The sequence below is a fragment of the Pedobacter frigiditerrae genome (assembly GCF_004331645.1).
Taxonomy (GTDB): Bacteria; Bacteroidota; Bacteroidia; order Sphingobacteriales; family Sphingobacteriaceae; genus Pedobacter; species Pedobacter frigiditerrae.
In genome coordinates this window covers 369,818-392,345 of record NZ_SJSK01000003.1, presented here as the reverse complement: position 1 = coordinate 392,345, position 22,528 = coordinate 369,818, and the positions used below count along the sequence as shown (strand labels likewise).

The following is a 22,528-nucleotide window of genomic DNA, read 5'->3' as shown; positions in this document are numbered from 1 at the left end:
TATTAGCTATCCGCTTGTTATTTAATCATAAAAAATAAAAATATGAACAAGTTATATACAGGTGCTGTTGAAGCAAAGGGTGGAAGAGATGGACACGTTAAATCAACTGACGGAATAATTGATTTTGAACTAAAAAAACCAAAAGAACTAGGCGGACAAGGTGGTGCTACAAATCCTGAACAATTATTTGCAGCAGCATGGGGTGGTTGTTATTTAGGGGCGTTAGGTAGTGTGGCCGAACCTGAGGGAGTTGATACAAGTGAAGCTACGGTTAATGTTCAAGTATCGTTTAATAAAGATGGTAAAGAGTTTGCTCTTTCTGCAGATTTAGACGTTCATATACCAAATGTTTCTCATGATGAAACTCAAAGGTTAGCAGATATGGCACATAAGGTTTGTCCATATTCTAAAGCAACTAGAGGTAATATTGAGGTTAGAGTTACTGCAGTCTAGAATAAATCCGTCTTGTTGGATTTATTTCATCATCTGGTTTGCAAGAAAGACCCTGAAATGAATTCAGTCTGACGATACATAACAAAAAAAACCTTCACAATATTGTTAAGGTTTTTTATTTAATTAACGCTACATCTTATTAATCAACTAAGCAACAACCGTTTCTTTAATTGTATTCTCTGGTCTGCCATTTTTAAAGGCTTCCCTAGTTTTTAAACCTAGTAATTCAAACATAGCCATGTCATCCACAAAAGAAGGATTTGGTGTGGTTAATAATTTATCGCCGGCGAAAATAGAGCTTGCACCAGCCATGAAACAGAAAGCCTGTTCTAAAGTGCTCATTTCCATTCTTCCGGCACTTAAACGTACAACAGAGTTTGGCATTACAATTCTTGCCGTTGCAATCATTCGTACCATATCCCAAATTGGTACACGTGGTTGGTCTTCTAGTGGTGTGCCTTTTACTGGTACAAGTGCGTTAACAGGAACTGACTCGGGGTGTTTTTCCATATTAGCTAAAGTTTGCAACATCGAAATTCTATCCTCTGGCGTTTCGCCTAAGCCAATTATACCCCCACTGCAAACTGTTAATTTGGCTTTACGTACGTTTTTGATAGTATTTAAACGGTCATCATAAGTACGTGTAGATATAATTCTTTTGTAATCATCTTCAGAGGTATCAATGTTATGGTTATATGCATATAAACCTGCATCAGCTAAACGTTGAGCCTGATTTTCTGTTAACATACCCAAGGTACAACATACCTCCATATCCATATCGTTAACTGCTTTAACCATTTCAATTACTCGGTCAAAATCTCGATTGTCTCTAACCTCACGCCAAGCAGCCCCCATACATAATCGAGATGCTCCACCCTCTTTTGCTTTAACGGCAGCACTCACAACCTGACCAATCTGCATTAAAGGTTGTACTTCTAAGTCAGTGTGGTAACGAGCAGCTTGTGGACAGTAAGAACAATCTTCTGCACAACCGCCTGTTTTTATAGATATCAATGAGCTAATTTGAACCTCATTATAATCTTTCTGCTCACGATGAATACTTGCAGCTTCATAAACCAAATCCAAAAACGGCTTGTGATAAATCGCTGAAATTTCTTCCTTTGTCCAATCGTGTCTTAATGTTTGCATATTTTATTTATTCGTTTTATTAATATGTTCTATTTAATCTCGTTTTTATAAAAGTAATTTGCTAGCTAATCCTAATAATAGTAAAAATCCGAAAACGTCTGTAAATGTTGTAATTATTATAGATGATGCAATAGCTGGGTCAATGCCAACTCTTTTTAATACCAAAGGAATACTTGAACCAGTAATCCCTGCAATAACCAAATTACCAGTCATAGCCATAAAAATAACTAGGCCTAACATTGGTTCTCCATCAAAAAAGTAAGCAAAAATAAATACGATTAAGCCTGTTACCGCACCATTAATTAAACCTACTGTAAACTCTTTTAATACTGTTCTATAGGCCTGATTGTCTGTTAAATCATATAATGAAATACGTCTAACTGTTACAGCTAAGGCTTGTGTTGCTGCGTTTCCCCCCATTCCTGCAATAATTACCATATAGGCAGAAAGTACCGCTAGCTGACTTAATGTACTTTCGTAATGACGCACAACCGCCGATGCCAGAAAAGCTGTACCTAAATTAATAATTAACCAAGGTAGACGAGATTTTACCGCTTCAATCCAGTTACCACTTAACTCCTCGTCTTCAGATACCCCAGATATTTTCAGGAAATCTTCTGTGTTTTCATCTTCTAAAACGTCAATCACATCATCAAATGTAACGCGTCCCAGTAAATGCATTTCGTCATCTACAACCGGAATACTGGTTAAATTATACTGTGATATAAGCTTTGCTACTTCTTCTTGGTCAGTATCTGCCTTAACGTAAACTACATCAGCATTAACCATATCGGTTATTTTGGCGTTGCCTTTAGCTTTAATGATATCTTTTAAAGAAACAATTCCTTTAAATATATTATTATCATCAACAACGTTTACGGTATAGAATTCTTCAATCTCTTCACTCTGACGTATGATTTCATCAATAGCATCTTTTTTAGTGAGGTTTAAGTTAATTCGGATAACCTCGGTATTCATTAAACCTCCGGCAGTTTCCTCATCATAACTCATCAAATTCCTGATGCTCGATGCGTCGTCCTCACTCAGGTCTTCAAGGATTTCCTTTTGTTCGTGCTCTTCTAATTGCGAAATAATATCCGTTGCATCATCGTAATCAAGCTCTTCAACAATTTCGGTACGCTTGTCTGGGTGTAATTGCAAAAGCAATTCTTCTGGATGCGCTTCTTCATGCATCTCAGAAATCACTTCAGAAGCAATCTCAACATCCAATAAATTTATGATTCGTTGTTGGTCTTCGCTATTGATGCTTTCAAATAAAATAGCAATTTCAGACGCGTGATATTCCGCAAGCGTAGCTTTAAGTAGTTCATTGTCACCACTTATTGCCTGCTTCAGTTTAGAAACGTCTGTTTTATCTAAATCAAATGATTGCATAAGCTACTAAGATAGAAATAATTTATTTTCAAAATGCCACAAAAAGCCATTTAGAATAGATATAAAAGGTTTTTTAACATTAAAAAAACAGTGTCAGTATTTCTTTGCAATTGCAGTCCTTCTTTTCGTTGCTGCCGAGAAAAACGGCATACACTTCAATAAGGTTTATATAACTGAGGTAGTGGTTCTTTTGAACATACCGTCATTGCGAGGAGGAACGACAGCCTGTCCCGACTATTCGGGAAAGCAATCTTTCTTGCTTAGCATACTTTAGTCCTTAAAAAACAAATCGATTTTCTTGACTAAGGAGCTCATACTTTCGTTATGATTAATTGTATAATATAAATCAGCATTAATTGATTTATCTACCACAACCCCATCTCTAATTTTCAATATATAAGGGAAGCCTTTCTTGTCCTTAATGCCATATAACACGGTTGAAATATAAGATTTATTAAAATCTGAAACAGGATTCCTCCCATCCAAATAAATAACATTTATGCTGTTGTTAAGCAAGGGCAAAACCTCTTGTTCTATTAATTTTTGAATAGACTGTTTGTTATTATAACAAAAGAAGTTAGCATTGTTTATTTTTAAAACATATTGTTCATAAGCCTTTTTATAGGCTTTTTCATCAAAATAACTCTTAATAGATAGAAAGATGAATACTGGAAAAAATAATAAAAGCAATGGAACAATTACAACAATTGCCAGTAATATTATTAGGCTCTCTCTTATAATTCTTATGAACCTCATTGGTATTTTATCTTTTCAAGATACTTATTTATAAGCCGTATAAATTTCTTTCCTATGAAAAACATCATTTTGCTAACTAAACCCGTCCCGATAGCTATCGGGAGCATGAAAGTCACATTTTTCCCCGAAGGAGGCGGGACAGTACCCACAAATTGAATACAGGTTTTGATTTTCAAAAAATTATCAATTTAGATAGATTTTTCACAGGTTCTGAATGACAAAATTGTTTCAAATCTCACTTCTCAATACTCATATCTCACTTAAACCAACCCTTCCTCCAAAAGTAAATTACCTGCACAACTGCAATTAAACCCATTACAATCATGGTATACAAATAACCGTGTTCTTGGTAAAGTTCTGGCATATTTTGAGGTAATATCTTTCCTGTAATTGGGTCTTCCCTACTAAAGTTCATACCGTAAATACCTGCAATAAATGTTAGCGGAATAAAGATAGATGAAATGATAGTTAACACCTTCATAATTTCATTCATTCTATTGCTTATGATAGACAAATACATATCTATATTACTTGCCGAAATCTCCTTTAGTGACTCTACCATATCAATAATCTGTATGCAATGGTCGTAAGCATCACGCAAGTAAACTTTAGTAGACTCTCCAATCAGCGGACTATCGGTTCTTAAAATATCGTTCATTTTATCACGCTCTGGCCAAGCTACTCTTCTCAATGTAATTAGGTTACGTTTAATTAATTGAGTGTCGAACATGATACTTTTATCTGGTTTTTCGAATAATCTATCCTCTATCAAATCTAGTTGCTCACTCCAATTGCCCAAAACGGCAAAGTATTCATCGATAATCATATCCATTAAGGCATACATCAGGTAACTGCTTCCACCTATGCGAATATTACCCTTACCTATCTCTAAACGATTACGAATTGGGTCTAAACAGTCTGCGTATTTATCCTGAAAAGTGAATAATACGTTACTGGTTAAAATGAATGACAATTGTTCGTTTTCTAAAACATTCTCTTCATCAAGAAAGAGCATTCTGCTGATGGCAAAATCATAAGCTCCATATTCTTCATATTTAGGACGTTGGTAAGTTCTTGTAATGTCTTCTAAAATAAGCTTGTTGATATTCCAATCCTTAGTTAATGTATCAAACATAGAAAGGGAATTAAAACCCTTTATTTCAACCCAGTAGTTATAAATTTTGTCAGTTAAGCGTTGCTTTAAACCTTCAATGTTTTCAATATGTTCTACCTTGTAATAACCTTCGTTATAGGTATATAAGTTGATGTGAGGTGCTAAAGAATTCTCATCAATATAAACGGTACCTGGACTAGAACCAGGACTTGGTAAAGCATAACGATGTTTATGATGTTTGTGTTTGCTTTTAGACATTTATTAAAGATATGATTTTGTTTGTGGACCTTGATTAAACAATAAATCTACAATACTTAAATTAGGAATAAATTCGTTTCTATCGCTAAACACTTGAAAATAGTTTTTCGTTTGAAAGGAATGAATAGTTTTTTTACTAAAACTGTCTCTTAAATCTAATCCTTCTGGCTCCCTAAAATATTCTTCGGTAAAATTAATAGTTGGATTTACTTTCAATTGTTTGAAGATCCAGTTCAATAACTCTAGGTTATAATCAAAAAGGAAATCATATTTTTTCTCATAAAATGGCGCAATACCATCTTCATAATATTCAAAATAAGCAGAACTTCTATAACAAGTTTGTAAGCTTAGCCAATGTAGGCGTTGCCATTTTGCATCGTAGCTAATTTTAACATCCTTGTATGGTTTGTGAACTTTAGAACCTTTAATAACAGGTACCACTAAATCCAATATGCCATCTGGCGATGCTATATTTGCTCTATTTCTGAAAGTTTGCTTAGGGAAATGTTCTTGTTTTTCTAATGAAATACTGAAGTTTTGTTCTTTTAAAGCTGTAATATAACTTACAGGTGGAATATAAAAAAGTGGAAATATAGCTGAACTTTGCATCTGTTATTTTATGTTTGCAATCTAGGCATCGAAATTAATGATTAAAAAAGGCATTTTGCACATCGGGTTATTTTTTTTGTATTTGTTATCTCTATTGCCCTTATCCATTTTACACTTTTTTGCCAGGTTAATTTATTATCCACTTTATCATATTGTAAAATATAGACGAAAAGTAGTAAGAGAAAATCTGCAAAAATCTTTTCCAGAAAAGAGTGTTAAAGAGATTATTCGCATTGAAAAAAGCTTTTACAAATATTTGGCAGATTTGATTTTCGAAATCATCAAGTTAAATACAATTTCAGAAAAGGAATTACGTAAACGTGTTAAATTTAATGGTCTAGAACAAATTGAGGCTTACTTTAGTAAAGGAGAAAGTGTGTTGGCATGTACTGGGCATTATGGTAATTGGGAGTTATGCATGCTAGCATTGGGATTAAACTTAAGTGCGACTGAATATGTGATTTATAAGCCATTAGCTAGTGAATTATTTGAAAAATGGTTTCAAAAATTAAGAACACGTTTTGGAAATGAATTTGTGCCGATGCGCCAAACGTTAAGAAAGGTAATTGCTACTAAAGACCAGCCCACGATGTTCTGTTTTGCTGCCGACCAAACGCCTGTTAAGGAGGAAACACAGTATACTTTGCAATGGTTAAATCAACCAACTGCTGTTTTGTTAGGCTTAGAGAAAATAGCGCTACAGACCAATAGACCAATATTTTATTTTGATGTAATTAAAGTTAAACGAGGTTATTATGAGGTTGATTGTTTGCTTTTATGCGAAGAACCAAAAGTTACAGAAGGCCACGAAATTACCGATAAACTTTATGAGTTTTTAAATAAAACCATTCAGGCCAAGCCAGATTTTTGGCTTTGGAGCCATAAGCGATGGAAATTTGTTAAGTAGATGGATATGAAACCAAGTGTAGCGGTTGTAATTTTAAATTGGAATGGTAAAGTCTTGTTAGAAAGGTTTTTACCTAGTGTGGTGCAATCTAGCTATGAGAATCTACAAATCATAGTAGGTGATAATGCTTCCACAGATGATTCCATTGAGTTTATCAAAACAAATTTCCCTCAAATAACTATCCTTACGAACAATAAAAACTATGGTTTTGCTGGTGGGTATAACCACATTTTACAAAGAGTAAATGCCGATTATTTTGTGCTGCTAAACTCTGATGTTGAAGTTCCAGAAAATTGGATAAAACCTGTAATAGCTTTAATGGAGAGCGATGAAAAGATTGCAGTTGCTCAACCAAAAATAAAATATCAAGTTCAAAAAGACCAGTTTGAGTATGCTGGTGCGGCTGGTGGCTTTATGGATTTATATGCTTATCCATTTTGTAGGGGAAGAATTTTTGATGAAGTTGAGTTCGATCATAATCAATACAATACAAATGCAGATATCTTTTGGGCAAGTGGAGCCGCATTTTTCATTAAAAGCAAAGCCTGGAAAGAAGTAAATGGTTTAGATGCTGATTTGTTTGCCCATATGGAAGAAATAGATTTATGCTGGCGTTTAAAAAACCTAGGCTATCGTATTGTTGCTTGCACAGATGTGGAAGTTTACCATTTAGGTGGTGGTACACTTAATGCGGTTAATCCTTTTAAAACCTATTTAAACTTTAGGAATAACCTAATTATCATGCAAAAAAATTTACCAAAGGGCGATGCATATCAACTAATCTTTGCAAGGATTTGGCTGGATTTTGCCGCTTGGTTACAATTTTTATTAAAAGGAAAACCTAAATTTACATTAGCTATTTCTAAGGCTCATTTTCATTTTTTCAGAGACTTAAATAAAACAGCTGCAAAAAGAAGCGAAAAACAAATTGCATTTAAAAATCATACCGGCGTTTACAAACACAGTATTGTTTGGGCTTATTTCATTAAAAAGACAAAGAAGTTTAGCGACTTAAGATGGTTTTAAATACCTTTTAATTGCTCACCAATTGTTTTTTCTATCCAATAAACAGTATTTCCTGCTAAGCCTATTGTACTGAATTTAATCAAACCATCTTTACCTACAATTACATGTGTAGGATACCCATCAATTTCATATTTTTGAGCATAAAATCTTCCTTCATCAATTATATTATAATTAAAGGGAGTAGTTTTTAAAAATGCTGCAAGGTCAGTTTTGTTGTCTAATCCTATTCCAATAAATACTACATTTTTATTGTCTTTGTATTTTTCTACTACTTTATTCAGCTCAGGAATTTCCTGCTTACAAGGTGGACAATTGATAAACCAAAAATTGATAACATACACTTTATCAATCGATGTTTTTAAATCGTATTTATTTCCATTGATGTCTGTAAACTTATCACCTTTAAACTTCTCTCCTTCTTTTAATGAGGCTGCCTGACGAGGTTTTGGCATATTAAGTATTGCGGCTTTCCTTCTTTCATCAGCCCTTGCCTTTTCAACATCATTCATTTTGTAGGCTACAAATTCATCAAGTCCTGTCACCTTTTTTAAATTGTACTCTCCTGTTTGCATTAATTTCTGCCAAATGGAATAAGGCAAAACAGTTCCCGAACTATCTTTTACAATTGTATTTTCATCCAATTTTGTGGTTGTTCTTGTCGTTGTTTGCGCATGAACACTTACTGCAAAAAACAAAATAATTATGAATAGGTATGCTTTCATTTGATAGGAGTTATTTTAATAAACTTTCAATTGCTAAACGGTAGCCATCTAAGCCGAAACCTGTTAAAACCCCTTTACAGTTTTTTCCTGTTAACGAAATATGGCGAAATTCTTCACGAGCGTAAATATTAGAGATATGTACCTCAACCACAGGAGTTTTTATGGCCGCAATGGCATCAGCAATAGCTACAGAAGTGTGTGTATAACCTCCTGCATTAATGATAATGCCATCATAAGAAAAGCCAATCTCGTGTAATTTGTTAATCAACTCCCCTTCTACATTGCTTTGGTAGTAATCAATTTCTATGATACTGTACATTTCACGCAGTTGCGAAATATAAGATTCAAATCCTTCTGAGCCATATATTGATGGTTCACGTAAACCTAAAAGATTTAAATTTGGACCGTTGATTATTTGTATTTTCATACGTTTTTGTTTGAAATGTTGTAACGTTGCAATGTTATAAAAAAAACTCAATAAATTTAATGAATACCCAATCTTATCTTAAAGGTTTTAAGGATTATTTAAAATTAGAACGTTCACTTTCTAAGCATTCTATTGAGGCTTATTTAAACGACGTTGATAAATTGGTACAATATTACTTAGCAATAGATAAGGATTTAAATCTCAATCAAATACAATTATTAGATTTAAGGGCTTTCATCACTTGGTTAAATGAAATCGGAATGCAAGCCAATACACAAGCAAGAGTAATTTCTGGTATCAAAGCCTTTTTTAATTATTTAATGCAAGAAGAAATTATTGAGGAAGACCCAACTGCATTATTAGAAGCTCCTAAACTAACCAGGAAACTTCCAGATACTTTAAATATTCATGAGATTAATAAACTAATTGATGCCATTGATGCTTCAAAACCTGAAGGAATGCGTAACAAAGCCATAATTGAAATGCTCTATGGTTGTGGCTTACGTGTTACTGAGTTGGTAGAATTGAGGATCTCTAATATTTATGCTGATACAGAATTTATTAAGGTTATTGGAAAAGGGAATAAAGAACGTTTAGTGCCAATTGGTTCTGTCGCTTTAAAACTATTGGAAATCTATGTAAATGAAGTACGTGTTCATTTGAACATTAAACGTGGGCATGAAGATTTTATATTTTTAAATCGTTTGGGAAGTAGGTTATCACGTATTTCTGTTTTCACGTTAATCAAAGATTTAGCTGCTAAAACTGGAATTCACAAAAGTATCAGTCCACATACCTTACGTCATTCTTTTGCCACTCATTTAATAGAAGGTGGTGCAGATTTAAGAGCAGTTCAAGAAATGCTGGGGCACGCAAGCATAACCACTACAGAGATTTACACACATTTAGATAGAGATTATTTAAGAAGTGTAATTACGCAGTTTCATCCGAGGTCTTAACCCCCAACCCCCTAAAGGGGGGTTGCAAGATGTAAATAGATGATAAACTGCGAGTAGTTTTTTATTCGTTTGAAAGGAAGTCCCCTTTAGGGGATTTAGGGGTTGTAGCTAGCCCTAATCATCCTATCTTTCCCCTGCATATCTTTTTTTAACTCAATGTTTTTAAATCCTTTATCTTTTAATAAATTAACTGTTTGTTCACCAAGGTATTCATTAATTTCAAAGAAAAGCAGTCCATTATTTGCTAAGTTTTTTAAGGCAAAACTGGCAATGGTTTCGTAAAATATCAATGGATTTTCATTGCTTACAAACAATGCCCTGTGCGGTTCATTGGCAACCACGTTTTGATGCATTGCTGGTTTCTCATCTTCTTTAATATATGGAGGGTTGCTAACGATAACGGAGTATTGAGTATTGAGTATTGAGTATTGAGATTGGAGTATATCATCTTTAATAAACCCAACTTCGACATTATTTAATATGGCATTTTTTTTTGCTGTTTCTATTGTATCTTCTGCAATGTCTAATGCATAAACGTTGGCATTAGGAAGGTTTTTCTTTAGCGAAATGGCTATGCAACCACTACCTGTGCCAATATCAAGTATATTTTTGATTGACGATTGACGATTGACGATTGCATCATTCGTAAATCGTAAATCGTAATTCTTAACTTCTTCGATAATCCACTCTACTAATTCTTCTGTTTCTGGTCTTGGGATTAAAACAGATTCGTCTACTTTAAAGGTGAAACCATAAAAATGAGCTTCTCCTAAAATGTACTGAATTGGTCTCCCGGTTTTTAATTCTTTTAAAATAGCAAGAAACTTTGCGGCTTGCTCTTCAGCTATTTCCAAATCCTTTTTAAGCGAATAATCAGCTCTGCTATAATTTAAAAGATATTGAAGTGTAACCAAAAACAAAGCTTGACTTTCATCTTCCTGATAAATAGCGCTTAAGCTTTCCTTAAAATTTTGAGCTAATTGTTTTAATTGCATTTGCTGTAAAAATAGTCATAATCAGACGAATTGATATGCGTAAATCAAAAATCACCTACCATATGGCAGGTAGGTAAATCGAAAATATAACCTACATTTGTAGCAATGACCGATGAACTTTATATGCAACGTTGCCTTGAATTGGCCAAATTGGGGATGGGAAATGTGAGCCCGAACCCTATGGTTGGTTGCGTAATTGTTCATGAAGGCCAAATAATTGGAGAAGGTTATCATCAAAAAATTGGCGAAGCCCATGCTGAAGTAAACGCCATTAATAACGTATTTTCAAATTTTAGTGAAACCGCTCCTGCCCTTTTAAAAAATGCCACAGCTTATGTAAGTTTAGAACCCTGTGCTCATTTCGGAAAAACTCCTCCTTGTGCAGATTTGCTGGTTAAACATCAACTCAAAAAGGTTGTTATTGGTAATACCGACCCATTTTCTGAAGTAAATGGCAAAGGAATTGAAAAACTAAAGGCAGCTGGAATAATAGTAGAAACAGGCATTTTAGCGGACCAATGTACTTACTTAAATCGCAGGTTTTTTACTAGAATAAAACAACAAAGACCTTTTATTATTCTAAAGTGGGCACAAACTGCTAATGGCTTTTTTGCACCAGCTGGCGCTTCTCAACAATGGATTTCTGGTCCACTGGCTAAACAATGTGCCCATCAATGGAGAACAGAAGAAGATGCAATTTTAGTGGGCAAACAAACGGCAATGATTGATAATCCTCAACTAACAGCTAGAAATGTAGCAGGAAAAAATCCAATCAGAATAATAATTGATAAAAATTTAACCATTCCATCAAGTCATCATATTTATAACAAGGAAGCAAAAACGATTATCTTCAACGAAGTTAAAACTGATGTTATTGATAATATCCACTTTGTGCAGATGGAAGATATGCAGTTTTATTTAGCTCAGAAAATAGCTTTTCAGCTATATTTAATGGATATTCAATCTGTAATTATTGAAGGTGGCGCTCAAATCTTAAATCAGTTTATTAACGCTAATTTGTGGGATGAGGCTAGAGTTTTTACAGCTAAAACAGTTTGGGAAAATGGTATTAAAGCGCCACAATTAATTGGAGATGTAATTGAACATTTGCAAATTGGCGATGATGAATTAACAATAACTCAGCATATATAAAGAATGATTTATTTAATATTAAGTATAATTTGTAGCGTTACGGTTGGTGTTCTATTAAAATTGGCCAAGCGTTATCAAATTAATATCATGCAAGCCGTAACGTGGAACTATCTATTCGCAATTGGCTTAAGTGCTTTTTTCTTTAAACCAGATTTTAGCACTATTGGTACGCATATCAGCACACCTATTTATATTGTAATAGGCATTTTACTTCCTGTTATATTTTTGGTTCAAGGTTTTGCTGTAAGGTTAACAGGTTTGGCAAGAACAGATATTGCGCAACGTTTATCCTTATTTATATCGCTTTGTGCTGCTTATTTCTTGTTTAATGAGCATTTCGACCGGTTAAAATATGTCGGACTGATTCTAGGTTTTATTGCTATCATTTTCACAATGTACCGTAAATCTGGAAGTCCCTCTTCTAAAAATGGTTGGTTGTATTTGCTACTTGTTTTTGTAGGTTTTGGCATCATAGATGTTTGTTTCAAATTAGTTAGTCAAATCACTGTTATTCCTTATGCAACATCGCTTTTCATTATTTTCTGCATTGCTTTTATTTTATCGCTTATCTACATTTTGTATTTGGCAATAACCAAGAAAACCAAATTGCAATTGGTGAATTTTATATGTGGTTGTATCTTGGGTTTATTCAATTTTGGTAATATCTTATTTTATTTAAAAGCTCATAAGGCAATGGCCGATAACCCTTCTACAGTATTTGCAGCAATGAATATTGGTGTAATCATAGCCGGAAGTTTTATCGGAATTGTATTGTTTAAAGAGCGTCTAAGCAAATGGAATTACTTCGGACTAGCCTTAGCACTAGCAGCAATCATCTTGATCACTTTATCGAAATTGCATGCTGTTCGATGATACTTATCAAACCATTTTAAAAACTTCTGAAGGTATTTTTAGGGATAAAGGCAGTAAGTTTATCGCCTATGCATATTCATTAAAAAGTGAAACCGAGGTTAAGGAAATCATCGCTAAATTAAGAAGCGAACATACAAAAGCAAGGCATTTCTGCTGGGCTTTACGTTTAACTCCAGATAGAAATGTATTCAAGTTAAATGATGATGGAGAGCCTTCAGGTACAGCTGGTCGACCGATTTTAAACACGCTCCTTTCTGCCGATATAACCAATGTTTTAGTAGTGGTTGTTCGCTATTTTGGCGGGACATTGTTAGGTGTTCCTGGTTTAATTAATGCTTATAAAACTGCTACTGTAGAAGCAATTAAAGAAAATCAAATCGTCACCAAAACAGTAAATGACATTTATCAAATCAACTTCGATTATTTGGTAATGAATCAAGTAATGAAAATTGTAAAAGACGAAAATTTAGAAATCATTAACCAAGAATTTGATACCAATTGTCTAATAAAATTTGAAGTTCGAAAATCTAATCTCAACATTGTTTTAGCAAAATTAGAAAAGGTTGAAGGAATTGAGCTAAGGTATTTGGCTACTGTATAGCGGGCCGTCATTTCCTTCACTTTACCGTAATTTCGATCCCGATTCTTCTTCGGGAGAGAAATCTCCAACCCTCTTAAGCACTGGCCTAGCTTTGCCGTCATTCCAGACCATATGGCAATCGTAAAGCGAAAAACCAACTATGGCAACTGTCTTTCGTGTTAACATACCCTTCCGATAGCTATCGGAACGAGTTGGGTATGACTTGATTTCTATGAACCAATAAGCTATTTTTATTAAGTTTGTTATTCCTTTCCCGTAAGCTAAAGCAAACGGCAATGAACAAATGACACTAATGAACCATTTATGAAATTATCAGAAGCTGATTTAATCATCAATCCAGATGGAAGTATCTATCATCTAAACCTATTACCAGAAGATATTGCCGACACAGTAATCACAGTTGGTGATTTGGATCGTGTTGGAGAAATAAGTAAACACTTTGATTCAATTGAGCTTAAAAAGGGTAAAAGGGAGTTCATTACACATACAGGCTATTTGGGTAAAAAGCGGATCACCGTTATTTCAACAGGTATTGGTACTGATAATATTGATATTGTTTTTAATGAATTAGATGCTTTGGTTAACATCAATTTCGAAACAAGGGAGATTAAAAAAGAACTAAAATCCTTGAATATCATTCGTGTTGGTACTTCCGGCGCTGTTCAACCAGATATCCCTATGGGTACAATTTTAGCATCTACTTATGGGTTGGGTTTTGATGCCTTGATGCATTATTACATTCAACAAATGTCTGGCGATGAGCACAGTTTATTAGATAGTATCAAATCTCATTTTTCGCATATCAAAGGCATTCATCCTTACTTAACTGCTGCAGATTCAACCTTGTTGCAAACCATAGGGAAAGACATGGAAAAAGGAATTACAGTTACAGCGCCAGGGTTTTATGCGCCACAAGGCCGACAAGTACGAGCAAAAAATGCCGTTCCAAACTTTATCAGTCAATTAAATAGCTTTAAAGATGGAGCGAATAGGATTACCAATTTAGAAATGGAAACAGCTGGCATTTATGCCCTAGCTAAAACACTAGGACATAAAGCACTCTCTGTTAATGCAATTTTGGCTAGCCGTGTTAAATTTGAATTTAGCACCGAACCTAACAAGATTGTAGACAAAGCAATTCAAATGGTGTTAGGCAGCATCTAAGCCTCAGGTATTTTCTCTACCACTAGCTCATTTCCGGCCATATCTATATAAATAACCGTCATTTCATTTAAATCTGTTACCCACTTCTCTACTCCTGCTGCTGCTGCTTGTCTACAAAAAGTTTGATAATCCGTTTCCCCATTTTGATGAATCTTCAAAGCTTCACGAATACCACTTATAGATGATTCTGGTTCAATAATCAAATCTTCATAAATCGGCGGACCTTGAACAGCTTCGTCGCCAGTGCCAAAATAAGTAGACATACCGTTAATCACATATACATCATTTCTGGTTACACCCATTGCCTTAATTTCTTGAATGAAAGCTGGAAAATCTGCTCCGCTTTTTACTTTTGATTCTGCGATATGTATTTCTTCTAGGTTAAGCATAGTTTCTAAATTTATTGACTTACAACTTTATAAATCGTGGTTTGGCTGTACACCTCATCTGGCTCTAAAATAGTACTTGGAAAATCAGGAATGTTAATACCATTTGGATGATGTTGTGTTTCTACACAAAAAGCGTCAAATTCATTGTAATCTATTCCCCCTTTTCCATTTTTTACCCCTAAATATTTAGAAGTATATAAATGAGCAACAGGCTCTGTACTGTAAACTAACAAAGATAAGCCACTATTAGTTTCAGTTGTTTTACTCGCTAATGTTAAGCTTCCATATTCTTTATCTAACACATACGTTTGGTCATAGCCCATTTTTTCATCCCAACCTTCTCCTATCGCTTTTCCTTTTCTAAAATCGTGATGCGTTCCTTCAACAGGCAATAATTTTCCAGTTACCACACTGTTAGTGTCTTGTTCTAGCCAATGTGAAGCATTCATCTGATGGATGTGATTTTTAATATTTCCACCAGTTGGTGATAAATTAAAGTAGCTATGATGTGTTAAATTGATTGCTGTTGCTTCATCTGTATCCCCCGAATAAGATAAAATTAACTCGTTGTTATTAGTCAATTCAAAACTTAACTGAATAGCCAAATCGCCCGGGAAATTCTCTTCGCCATCAAGGCTGAAATATTGAAAGGTAACCTTAGCATTTGGTTCTTCAGCAATGTCGATAATGTCCCAAACCTTTTTGTCAAACCCTTCAACACCACCATGTAAACAATCTTCACCATTGGTTTGAGCTAACTGATATTCAATCCCGTCAATTTCAATTTTCCCACCTTTAATTCTATTGGCATAACGACCAATAATTGCACCTAGGTAAGGGTAGTCTTTTAGGTAATCTGGACTAAGATATCCTTCAAATTCATCAAAACCTAAAACGATATCTTGTTTATCACCTTTGGCATTTGTAACTATAAATTTGTTGATTATGGTACCATAATTGAAAATCTTTACCAAACTGCCTTTATCATTGCTTAATTCGACTGCAATTACCTCTTTTTTATCAATAAAAATGCCTGTATTTATTTGCTTTACTTTCATAAATTGTATCTTAGCTTGCTGGCTAAATTACAACTTAAACTCAGAAATATTCCAGTAAAATATTTTTTATGAAAGACCAATTAGTAGATAAATTTTTAGAGAAGTACAATCAACAACCAACCGCATCTTATTTCGCCCCAGGTAGAGTAAATTTAATAGGAGAACATATCGATTATAATGGAGGTTTAGTAATGCCTTGTGCCATTACAGCAGGCACCTGGTTACTTTTAGCACCAAACGATGATAATGTAATCAGATTTAGTAGCGTAAATTTTGAAGGTGACCAAATCATTCCTATTGAAAAAAGCTACACAAAAAATGGAAACGATTGGTATAACTATCCATTAGGTGTTTTTCATGAATTACAACAATTCGACTGGCTTTCAGGCGGATTAGATTTATTGTATTTTGGAAACATCCCAATTGGCTCTGGCCTATCATCTTCTGCATCTATTGAGATTTTAACCGCTTATGCTTTAAACGATTATTATAATTTAGGTCACGATAAACTAGAATTAGTTAAGCTTTCTAAAAGAGTAGAAAATATCTTTATTGGATTAAACTCTGGTATCATGGATCAGTTTTCTGTTGCTTTTGGTGAAGCCAATAAAGCCATCGTGTTAAACTGTGATTCATTAAAATACAAAATTGTAGATTGTGATTTGGGCGATTATGTATTGGCCATTATCAATACAAACAAAGCTAGAAAACTAGAAGAATCTAAATACAATGAAAGGTATGAAGAGTGCCAAACTGCTTTGAAGACCTTACAAACAGCAATTAACATTAACAACTTATGTGAGTTAACGGCAGAGAAATTTGCATTACATAGTCATTTAATTACTGATGAAACTGTATTAAAAAGAACAACTCACGTAGTGAAGGAAAATGATAGGGTTCATTTAGCTGCTAAAGCATTAAACGCAGGACAATTAGAAGAGTTTGGTCGATTAATGTATGCTTCACATCAATCTTTAAGAGAATTGTATGAAGTTTCTGGAAAAGAACTAGATGCTGTGGTAGATTTTTGTAAGGATTACGAACATGTTATTGGTGCAAGAATGACTGGCGCTGGTTTTGGTGGTTGTGCCATCGCCCTGCTTAAAAAGGGACAAGAAGAAGACTTTGCTAAAAAACTAACTGATTATTATGTAGATAAAATCGGCTATCCTGCTGCAATTTATGTGCATCAGATTGGTAACGGTGTAGGTAAAATTTAAAAATAAAGTCCTTGGTTGGTGTCCCACCAACCAAAATTAAAATAAAACCACATAGACACATAACTATTTGCCTATGTGGTAAAACCAAATAATGAGAAAACTAAAACTCGACGAACTTAATCGTGTAGACATTCAGGAATTTAAAGAGCAAGAGAAATTACCTGTTGTTGTAGTGCTAGATAATGTGAGAAGCATGCACAATGTAGGTTCTGTTTTCCGCACGGCTGATGGCTTTTCAATCGAAAAAGTAATACTTTGCGGTATTACTGCCCAGCCACCACATCGTGAGATAGAGAAAACTGCTTTGGGTGCAACACAATCTGTAGAATGGGAACATTTTGAAGATACTTTAACTGCCATTGATTCGCTAAGGAACCAAGGTTATCAAATCATCGCTATTGAGCAAGCTGAAAATAGCACCATGCTTAATACTTTTAAACCAGATACAGCTGCTAAATATGCTTTAATTTTTGGCAATGAAGTAAATGGAGTAAGTGACGAGGCTATGCAAAAGATTGATGAATGTATCGAAATTCCACAATTTGGAACTAAACATTCTTTTAATATTGTAATTTCTGCTGGTATTGTTCTTTGGGATTTCTTCGCGAAATTAAGATTGTAACCCACTTTTCCGTCATATCGAACGAGGAACGAGGAGATATCTCTATGTTATTAGCACTAGCTTGGTTGACATTACATAAGTAACGTACAGATTTCTCAATCGCGAAAAGCTCATATCGAAATGACGGTATATGATCGTGCCCACCACCAATAATTAAGCAAACATTATGGAAAACCCACTTTTAAAAAAGCTTCAAATCAAATCTGGTTTTAAGGTAAAAGTATTGAATGCACCAGAAAACTTTCCAAATATTATTGGCGATATTCCATCAGAAATAAGCATTTCACCTAGTGATGTAGAAAATTATGATGGCTTATTAATTTTCGCCATCACAAAAGCTGATTTATTAGCCACATTAAATCAAGAGGCCAAGTTGATTAATGATAAAACTATTTGTTGGATTATCTATCCAAAAGCTAAATCTAAACTAGCTAGCGACTTAAACTTAATGATGGGTTGGGATGATTTAAAAGTCTATAATTTAACACCTTGTGCTTCTGCTGCAATAGATGAGACTTGGACAGCCATAAGAATTAAACCAGTTAATGCCCAAAAGAAATCTGGTCGCGGTAATGCAGAAATACAAACCAATGATTATAGCAACTATGTTGATATAACCAATAAAATCGTAACTCTCCCTGCAGACCTAAAAGCGGAGTTGGAAAAACAAAGCAGTGCTTTAAGTTTTTATGAATCAATATCTTATACTAATCGCAAAGAATATGTGCTTTGGGTAATCACCGCTAAACAAGAAAAAACAAGATTAGAACGTATACAAAAAACTGTAGAGAAGTTATTGACTGGTAAAAAGAACCCAACAGAAAAGTAAAATAGTATTGTCATCCTGAGCTTGTCGAAGGACGTTTCGACAAGCTCAACGTGACAAACTTAACTAACCCATCAAAACTTTATCAGGTGTAATTGGTAAACTTCTTATCCTTTTACCCGTTGCATTAAAAACAGCATTAGCAACTGCACCGGCAAAACCAATGATTGCAATCTCTCCCATTCCCTTCGCTCCCATCGGATTTACAATTGGGTCTGGTTTATCAATAAAAATTACATCCACCTCAGGTACATCTGCATGTACAGGAACGTGGTAATCAGCAAAGTTGTTATTTACATATCTGCCATAGCGATTATCTAAAATGGCTTCTTCTGTTAAGGCCATTCCAATGCCACCAACTGCACCACCAACCATCTGGCTACGAGCTGTTTTCGGACTAACAATCTTTCCACTATCTCCAACAGAAACAATTTTACTCACTTTTACCACACCCGTTAATTGATGCACTTTAACCTGCACAAAGTGGATAGAAAAAGAGTACATCGAATAATTCTTTGCATCTGGGTTATTCTGAGACGATTGAATGGTTTTTTCAATCATCGGTAAGTTGTTTTTCTTCAATACATCAACAAAGTTAGAGGTAGCATCCATATTTGAATTAGCTGCTAATTCTGCAATAGTTGCTTTTAAGGCTACACAAACATCATTAACAGCAGAACCAACTGTAGAAAGTGTAGCAGAGCCACCCTGACTTGGTGCTGGTGGTAAAGAAGAATCGCCTAACTCAAACGTAATTTTATCAGTAGGGATATTCATTAGCTTACTAGCAATTAATCCCATTCCTGTTCCAGTTCCTGGACCAATATCACTTGTGGCACTTTGTAAAACCAAAGTTCCATCTGCTTTTAAGATACCTTTTACACTAGCTCTACCTCTACCAGCATTAAACACACCAATACTTACACCATAGCCTACGTTCCAAGAACCTTCTACAATGCTTCTAGGTTTGTTTTTCCTTTTATCCCAACCAATTTTGGCCGAACCTAATTTATAAGCTTCCTTAATATATTTACTAGAAAATGGTCTATTTTGAGCAGGGTCCTTTTCTGGATCATTTTTAATCCTAAAGTCTAGTGGATCCATATCCAAAGCGTGAGCCATTTCATCAATAGCACTTTCTAAAGCAAAGGCTCCCGTCGCTTCACCTGGTCCACGCATCCAAATAGGCACACTCATATCTAGTGGAACGATGTAATAATTGGTATTCACATTTTCAGAACTGTACATAAACTTACTCATGTTCACTACGCCTTCAGTAAAGTTCTCGTATGTAGAGCTTTGTCCAAAAGCTGTATGCGTGATACCTGTAATTTTGCCATCCTTAGTTGCGCCTAAGCCAATCTTTTGATGTGCCGCAGGTCTGTTACCAACCATTGTAAACATCTGGTCGCGGGTAATAACTAGCTTAACAGGCTTTTTAAGATGTTTAGATGCCATCACCGTAGCAATTTCCAAAGGCCATGTTCTTAAAGCCATTCCAAAACCACCTCCCACAAATTCAGAATTAACCTGAACACTTTCCGCAGGAATTTTAAACGCCCCAGCAATTGTGTTTTGGGTAGCCTTTACACCTTGTGTTTTGGCATAAACTGTAACTTGGTCGTTTGGTCGCCAATCTGCAATAATCCCATGCAATTCCATCGGATTATGAGTTTCAACTGGCATTACATAAGTTTGCTCAACCTGTACTTCGGCAGTTTTATAAGCATTTTCCACGCCTCTTACATAAGGTGCAGCACCTTGTAATTTTTTTACACTGGCATCTTTAATGCTTTTCTCAAAATCAGTATTAAAAGCTCCTTTTTCATAAGTTACCTTAACTAAAGATGCTGCAAAAGTGGCCCTTTCAAAAGTATCAGCCACAACTAAGGCAATTGGTTGCCCATTAAATAAAACTTGGTCAGTATAAAATATCTTCAGTTTTGCACCACCTTCTGCTTCATATCCAGCAACTGAAGGTTTATTTAAGTGAGATAGTACACCCAAAACTCCCGGAGCTCCCGAAGCTGCTTTGCTATCTATTGCTGTTATTTTTCCTTTGGTTATAGTGCTCGTAACTAAAACACCATAAGTTAATCCAGGTAATTGATACTCTGCAAAATATTTAGCCTTTCCAGTTACCTTATCAACACCGTCTACACGGTCGTTTTCATCTTTAAAAAATAAATTTCCCATTACGCTTTCGATTTGGCAATAGTTAACGCTTCAATAATTGAGTTTGGGGCAAGCTTTAGTTTGAAATCATTTTCTCCAAAACCTTTAGCATCCTTCATAGCAAGTTTTGCAGCTTCCTCAAAATTTGCTGGAGTTGCTGTTTTCCCTTTTAAAAATGCTTCAGCAGTTGTCAATCGCCAAGGTTTGTGTGCAACACCACCCATTGCCAAACGAACATTTGTAATAGAGCCATCCTTAATCTCCAATGCAGCCGCAACAGAAACTAAGGCAAAAGCATAAGAAGAACGGTCTCTTACTTTTAAATAATGAATATGCTTGTTTAAATTGTTTACTGGGATTTCTAACCTCACAATCAATTCACCTTTTTGCAAATTATTGTCTTTTTCTGGTGTTGTACCAGCTAAACGGTGAAAATCTACAAAGTTTATCTTTCTTTCACCTTTCGTACCAGCAATAACTACTTGAGCATCTAATGCGGCTAAACCAACACACATGTCACTGGGGTGAACAGCAATACAAGATGCTGATGTGCCGAATATGGCATGCATTCTATTGTAACCACCAATTGCACCACAACCTGTTCCTGGCTCCCGTTTATTGCAAGGCATTGTGGTATCGTAAAAATAACCACAACGTGTGCGTTGCATCATGTTACCACCAACAGTAGCTACGTTTCTTAATTGTGCGGAAGCACCAGATTGCAAAGCCAACATTAATAAGGGGAATTTGGCTGCAACAATCGCATTTTCAGCCAATGCCGAATTAGAAACCAATGCGCCAATATGCAATATGTTATTTTTTAACTCAATCTGTTTTAAAGGCAGGTGATTAATATCAATCAGCTTTTCTGGAGCGGTTACTCCCCTTTTCATTAAATCAACCAAGTTCGTTCCCCCAGCAATAAATGTTGCTTTTGGATCTTTACTCACTAAACCCAACGCGGTTTTAACAACCGTAGTTCTTAAGTATTGGAAATTAATCATATCGCTGCTCCCTTTTCTTTAACTTCTTGTATCGCATCAATTATGTTAGGGTAAGCGCCACAGCGACAAATATTTCCACTCATGTATTCCCTGATTTCTTCCTTAGAATTAGCGTGACCTTCACGAATACAAGCCACAGCGCTCATGATTTGTCCTGGTGTGCAATAACCACATTGAAAACCATCATGTTTAATAAAAGCAGCTTGCATTGGATGTAGTACATCGCCATTGGCTAAACCCTCAATGGTAGTAATGCTCTTTCCTTCGTTCATTACTGCCAAACTCAAACAAGAATTTACTCTAACGCCATCTACGTGAACTGTACAAGCGCCACACTGCCCATGGTCGCAACCTTTTTTAGTACCCGTTAAGCGTAATTGCTCCCTTAATAAATCTAAAAGCGTAACTCTAGGCTCTACTTTTAAAGAAAAAGGCTTGTTATTTACCTTCAAGTTCAAGGGGATTTTCTCAAAAAGTTCTGCAAATTGCTCATCTACTTTATTGTCTGCCGCTTTTAAAACCGTTAAAGGCGTTAAGGATAGTGCAGTAATAAGTGTAGATTTTTTTAAGAAATCACGGCGTGTATCACCAGATTGGTTAGTATCAATTTCAGCCATAATAAATAAGGAATGGTTATTTCTCTAATATCGGAATAACAAAATTTCTTTCATTAG

Annotated in this window: 24 protein-coding genes; 11 read left to right on the top strand and 13 right to left on the bottom strand. The window is 35.0% G+C overall.

Going from position 1 to position 22,528, the window contains the following annotated elements; all coding sequences use genetic code 11:
• The first annotated feature begins 42 nt into the window (after positions 1-42).
• Positions 43-453, top strand: a complete 411-nt coding sequence (locus tag EZ428_RS13305; RefSeq protein ID WP_131553658.1) for an organic hydroperoxide resistance protein — start codon at positions 43-45, stop codon at positions 451-453.
• Between the two features lie 147 nt (positions 454-600).
• Here EZ428_RS13305 and bioB read toward each other — a convergent pair whose 3' ends face one another.
• The 5 genes from bioB to EZ428_RS13280 form a co-directional block, all read right to left on the bottom strand.
• Positions 601-1,602 carry a biotin synthase BioB gene (gene bioB / locus EZ428_RS13300; RefSeq protein WP_131553657.1) on the bottom strand — a complete coding sequence of 334 codons (1,002 nt, stop codon included), beginning with the start codon at positions 1,600-1,602 and terminating at the stop codon, positions 601-603.
• A 45-nt stretch (positions 1,603-1,647) separates the two neighbouring features.
• Entirely contained in the window at positions 1,648-2,997 is a 1,350-nt protein-coding gene (gene mgtE / locus EZ428_RS13295) for a magnesium transporter (protein ID WP_131553656.1), read from the bottom strand.
• Between the two features lie 270 nt (positions 2,998-3,267).
• Positions 3,268-3,753 (bottom strand): hypothetical protein, encoded by a 486-nt coding sequence (locus EZ428_RS13290; protein ID WP_131553655.1) that lies wholly within the window; start codon positions 3,751-3,753, stop codon positions 3,268-3,270.
• A gap of 256 nt (positions 3,754-4,009) precedes the next feature.
• A complete protein-coding gene (corA, locus tag EZ428_RS13285; RefSeq protein ID WP_131553654.1) occupies positions 4,010-5,125 on the bottom strand; it encodes a magnesium/cobalt transporter CorA in 1,116 nt (371 codons plus the stop codon).
• A 3-nt stretch (positions 5,126-5,128) separates the two neighbouring features.
• Complete coding sequence (locus EZ428_RS13280; protein ID WP_131553653.1) at positions 5,129-5,734, bottom strand: WbqC family protein; 606 nt, start codon at positions 5,732-5,734, stop codon at positions 5,129-5,131.
• A gap of 37 nt (positions 5,735-5,771) precedes the next feature.
• Between EZ428_RS13280 and EZ428_RS13275 the strand changes: the two genes are divergently transcribed.
• Positions 5,772-6,641, top strand: a complete 870-nt coding sequence (locus EZ428_RS13275) for a lysophospholipid acyltransferase family protein (RefSeq protein WP_131553652.1) — start codon at positions 5,772-5,774, stop codon at positions 6,639-6,641.
• A gap of 6 nt (positions 6,642-6,647) precedes the next feature.
• The gene (locus EZ428_RS13270) at positions 6,648-7,667 is read left to right on the top strand and encodes a glycosyltransferase family 2 protein (protein ID WP_131553651.1); all 1,020 of its coding nucleotides are present in this window, start codon (positions 6,648-6,650) and stop codon (positions 7,665-7,667) included.
• Here EZ428_RS13270 and EZ428_RS13265 read toward each other — a convergent pair.
• Together EZ428_RS13265 and aroQ are read right to left on the bottom strand one after the other, a co-directional pair.
• Entirely contained in the window at positions 7,664-8,389 is a 726-nt protein-coding gene (locus EZ428_RS13265; protein ID WP_131553650.1) for a TlpA family protein disulfide reductase, read from the bottom strand. The two genes, EZ428_RS13270 and EZ428_RS13265, sit on opposite strands and share 4 nt — an antisense overlap.
• A gap of 10 nt (positions 8,390-8,399) precedes the next feature.
• Positions 8,400-8,816: a type II 3-dehydroquinate dehydratase gene (aroQ, locus tag EZ428_RS13260; protein ID WP_131553649.1), complete on the bottom strand. Its 417-nt coding sequence runs from the start codon at positions 8,814-8,816 to the stop codon at positions 8,400-8,402.
• Between the two features lie 59 nt (positions 8,817-8,875).
• Here aroQ and xerD point away from each other — a divergent pair, with 59 nt between their 5' ends.
• On the top strand, positions 8,876-9,775 hold the full coding sequence (xerD, locus tag EZ428_RS13255; RefSeq protein ID WP_131553648.1) for a site-specific tyrosine recombinase XerD: 900 nt from the start codon (positions 8,876-8,878) through the stop codon (positions 9,773-9,775).
• A gap of 95 nt (positions 9,776-9,870) precedes the next feature.
• On the opposite strand, the gene prmC is transcribed toward xerD, so the two are convergent.
• Entirely contained in the window at positions 9,871-10,770 is a 900-nt protein-coding gene (gene prmC, locus EZ428_RS13250; RefSeq protein ID WP_131553647.1) for a peptide chain release factor N(5)-glutamine methyltransferase, read from the bottom strand.
• A gap of 105 nt (positions 10,771-10,875) precedes the next feature.
• Here prmC and ribD point away from each other — a divergent pair, with 105 nt between their 5' ends.
• From ribD to EZ428_RS13230, 4 genes are all read left to right on the top strand, one after another.
• On the top strand, positions 10,876-11,922 hold the full coding sequence (gene ribD, locus EZ428_RS13245; RefSeq protein WP_131553646.1) for a bifunctional diaminohydroxyphosphoribosylaminopyrimidine deaminase/5-amino-6-(5-phosphoribosylamino)uracil reductase RibD: 1,047 nt from the start codon (positions 10,876-10,878) through the stop codon (positions 11,920-11,922).
• 3 nt (positions 11,923-11,925) lie between these two features.
• Positions 11,926-12,795: an EamA family transporter gene (locus EZ428_RS13240; protein WP_131553645.1), complete on the top strand. Its 870-nt coding sequence runs from the start codon at positions 11,926-11,928 to the stop codon at positions 12,793-12,795.
• On the top strand, positions 12,782-13,396 hold the full coding sequence (locus EZ428_RS13235; RefSeq protein WP_131553644.1) for an IMPACT family protein: 615 nt from the start codon (positions 12,782-12,784) through the stop codon (positions 13,394-13,396). The genes EZ428_RS13240 and EZ428_RS13235 overlap by 14 nt, the downstream gene beginning before the upstream one ends.
• A 303-nt stretch (positions 13,397-13,699) precedes the next feature.
• Entirely contained in the window at positions 13,700-14,560 is an 861-nt protein-coding gene (locus EZ428_RS13230; protein WP_131553643.1) for a nucleoside phosphorylase, read from the top strand.
• On the opposite strand, the gene EZ428_RS13225 is transcribed toward EZ428_RS13230, so the two are convergent.
• Both EZ428_RS13225 and EZ428_RS13220 read right to left on the bottom strand, forming a co-directional pair.
• Complete coding sequence (locus EZ428_RS13225; protein ID WP_131553642.1) at positions 14,557-14,949, bottom strand: DUF1398 domain-containing protein; 393 nt, start codon at positions 14,947-14,949, stop codon at positions 14,557-14,559. The two genes, EZ428_RS13230 and EZ428_RS13225, sit on opposite strands and share 4 nt — an antisense overlap.
• A gap of 11 nt (positions 14,950-14,960) precedes the next feature.
• Entirely contained in the window at positions 14,961-16,007 is a 1,047-nt protein-coding gene (locus EZ428_RS13220) for an aldose epimerase family protein (RefSeq protein WP_131553641.1), read from the bottom strand.
• Positions 16,008-16,075: 68 nt separating this feature from the next.
• Here EZ428_RS13220 and EZ428_RS13215 point away from each other — a divergent pair, with 68 nt between their 5' ends.
• The 3 genes from EZ428_RS13215 (at position 16,076) to EZ428_RS13205 (ending at position 18,678) form a co-directional block, all read left to right on the top strand.
• The gene (locus EZ428_RS13215) at positions 16,076-17,227 is read left to right on the top strand and encodes a galactokinase (RefSeq protein WP_131553640.1); all 1,152 of its coding nucleotides are present in this window, start codon (positions 16,076-16,078) and stop codon (positions 17,225-17,227) included.
• A gap of 91 nt (positions 17,228-17,318) precedes the next feature.
• On the top strand, positions 17,319-17,849 hold the full coding sequence (locus tag EZ428_RS13210) for an RNA methyltransferase (RefSeq protein ID WP_131553639.1): 531 nt from the start codon (positions 17,319-17,321) through the stop codon (positions 17,847-17,849).
• 166 nt (positions 17,850-18,015) lie between these two features.
• Positions 18,016-18,678, top strand: a complete 663-nt coding sequence (locus EZ428_RS13205) for a YdeI/OmpD-associated family protein (RefSeq protein WP_131553638.1) — start codon at positions 18,016-18,018, stop codon at positions 18,676-18,678.
• A gap of 63 nt (positions 18,679-18,741) precedes the next feature.
• Here EZ428_RS13205 and EZ428_RS13200 read toward each other — a convergent pair whose 3' ends face one another.
• From EZ428_RS13200 to EZ428_RS13190, 3 genes are read right to left on the bottom strand one after another with little or no spacing between them, the layout of a single operon-like run.
• Positions 18,742-20,871, bottom strand: a complete 2,130-nt coding sequence (locus EZ428_RS13200; RefSeq protein WP_131553637.1) for a xanthine dehydrogenase family protein molybdopterin-binding subunit — start codon at positions 20,869-20,871, stop codon at positions 18,742-18,744.
• A complete protein-coding gene (locus tag EZ428_RS13195; protein WP_131553636.1) occupies positions 20,871-21,854 on the bottom strand; it encodes an FAD binding domain-containing protein in 984 nt (327 codons plus the stop codon). The genes EZ428_RS13200 and EZ428_RS13195 overlap by 1 nt, the downstream gene beginning before the upstream one ends.
• Complete coding sequence (locus EZ428_RS13190; RefSeq protein ID WP_131553635.1) at positions 21,851-22,471, bottom strand: (2Fe-2S)-binding protein; 621 nt, start codon at positions 22,469-22,471, stop codon at positions 21,851-21,853. The genes EZ428_RS13195 and EZ428_RS13190 overlap by 4 nt, the downstream gene beginning before the upstream one ends.
• Between the last annotated feature and the right edge of the window lie 57 nt (positions 22,472-22,528).